This is a genomic window from Parendozoicomonas verongulae, assembly GCF_009711465.1.
GTDB lineage: Bacteria > Pseudomonadota > Gammaproteobacteria > Pseudomonadales > Endozoicomonadaceae > Sansalvadorimonas > Sansalvadorimonas verongulae.
Genome location: NZ_SMME01000526.1, coordinates 1 through 1,059, shown reverse-complemented (window position 1 = coordinate 1,059; position 1,059 = coordinate 1). Strand labels below are relative to the sequence as shown.

The following is a 1,059-nucleotide window of genomic DNA, read 5'->3' as shown; positions in this document are numbered from 1 at the left end:
GACCAGGACGGGTGCAACCAGTCTTTCATCACATCCAGCGACCTCACCAGGCACAAATACATCCACACAGGGGGCAAGCCCTTTGTCTGTGGCACGAATCCGCACAGGGGAAAGGCCCTTTGTCTGTGATCAGGATGGGTGCAACCAGGCATTCACTACATCCGGTAATCTCACCGCCCACAAACGCATCCACACTGGGGGTAAGTCCTTTGTCTGTGACTTTGACGGCTGCGACAAGCGTTTTACCCAATTATTTCATCTCACCAGACACAAGCCCATCCACACAGGGGACAGGCCCTTTGTCTGCGATCCACACAGGGGACAGGCCCTTTGTCTGTGGCCTGGACGGATGCAACAAGCGTTTTACCCAATCCGGTAATCTCATCAGGCACAAACGCGTTCACACAGGGGACAGGCCCTTTGCCTGTAACTGGGACGGATGCAACAAGACAATCCGGTAATCTACCACCCACAAACGAATCCACACAGGGGAAAGGCCCTTTGTCTGTGACCTGGATGGATGCCATAAAGCGTTTATCGTACCCCGCGATCTCACCGCCCACAAACGCACCCACACAGGGGACAGACCCTTTGCCTGTGATCAGGGCGGATGCAACAAAACGTTTACCAGATCCGGTAATCTCACCAGACACAAGCGCACCCTGCACAATCCATAGTGTCATTGGCAGGACAAGATTCAGTGCCATAAACACCAACGTCACAGGAGCCTGCCAGCTACGTTGCTATCGTCTTTGTTTTTTTATGGGAGGGGTTGGAATGGCCTTCAGGCTGAACATGGTTGTTACCAGTCTCTGCATAGTGTTCGGCCTGTCTGCATTGGCCATCTATGCATCAGGAGACAAGAACAGACCTCTTTACCTTGCTCCGTTACGAACATTAGATGTGGCATCAACAGGCAGCATTGCCATACACCCTGCGGACAGCACACATATCCACCCCGGTGAAACCACATCTTGCACCGTCAACAGGTCTGCCGGGCACCATTTTGTGCACTGCCGTGGGAAAAAGCAAAACACCCAATTAACACTCATGGGATCA

2 protein-coding genes are annotated in these 1,059 nt (G+C 52.8%); one reads left to right on the top strand and one right to left on the bottom strand.

Annotation, left to right across the window (positions count from 1 at the left end; translation table 11 throughout):
- Positions 1 to 260: 260 nt before the first annotated feature.
- Positions 261 to 707, bottom strand: a complete 447-nt coding sequence (locus E1189_RS24685) for a hypothetical protein (protein ID WP_230459945.1) — start codon at positions 705 to 707, stop codon at positions 261 to 263.
- Positions 708 to 777: 70 nt separating this feature from the next.
- Between E1189_RS24685 and E1189_RS24680 the strand changes: the two genes are divergently transcribed.
- A partial coding sequence (locus E1189_RS24680) for a hypothetical protein (RefSeq protein ID WP_230459944.1) occupies positions 778 to 1,059 on the top strand: 282 nt, incomplete at its 3' end.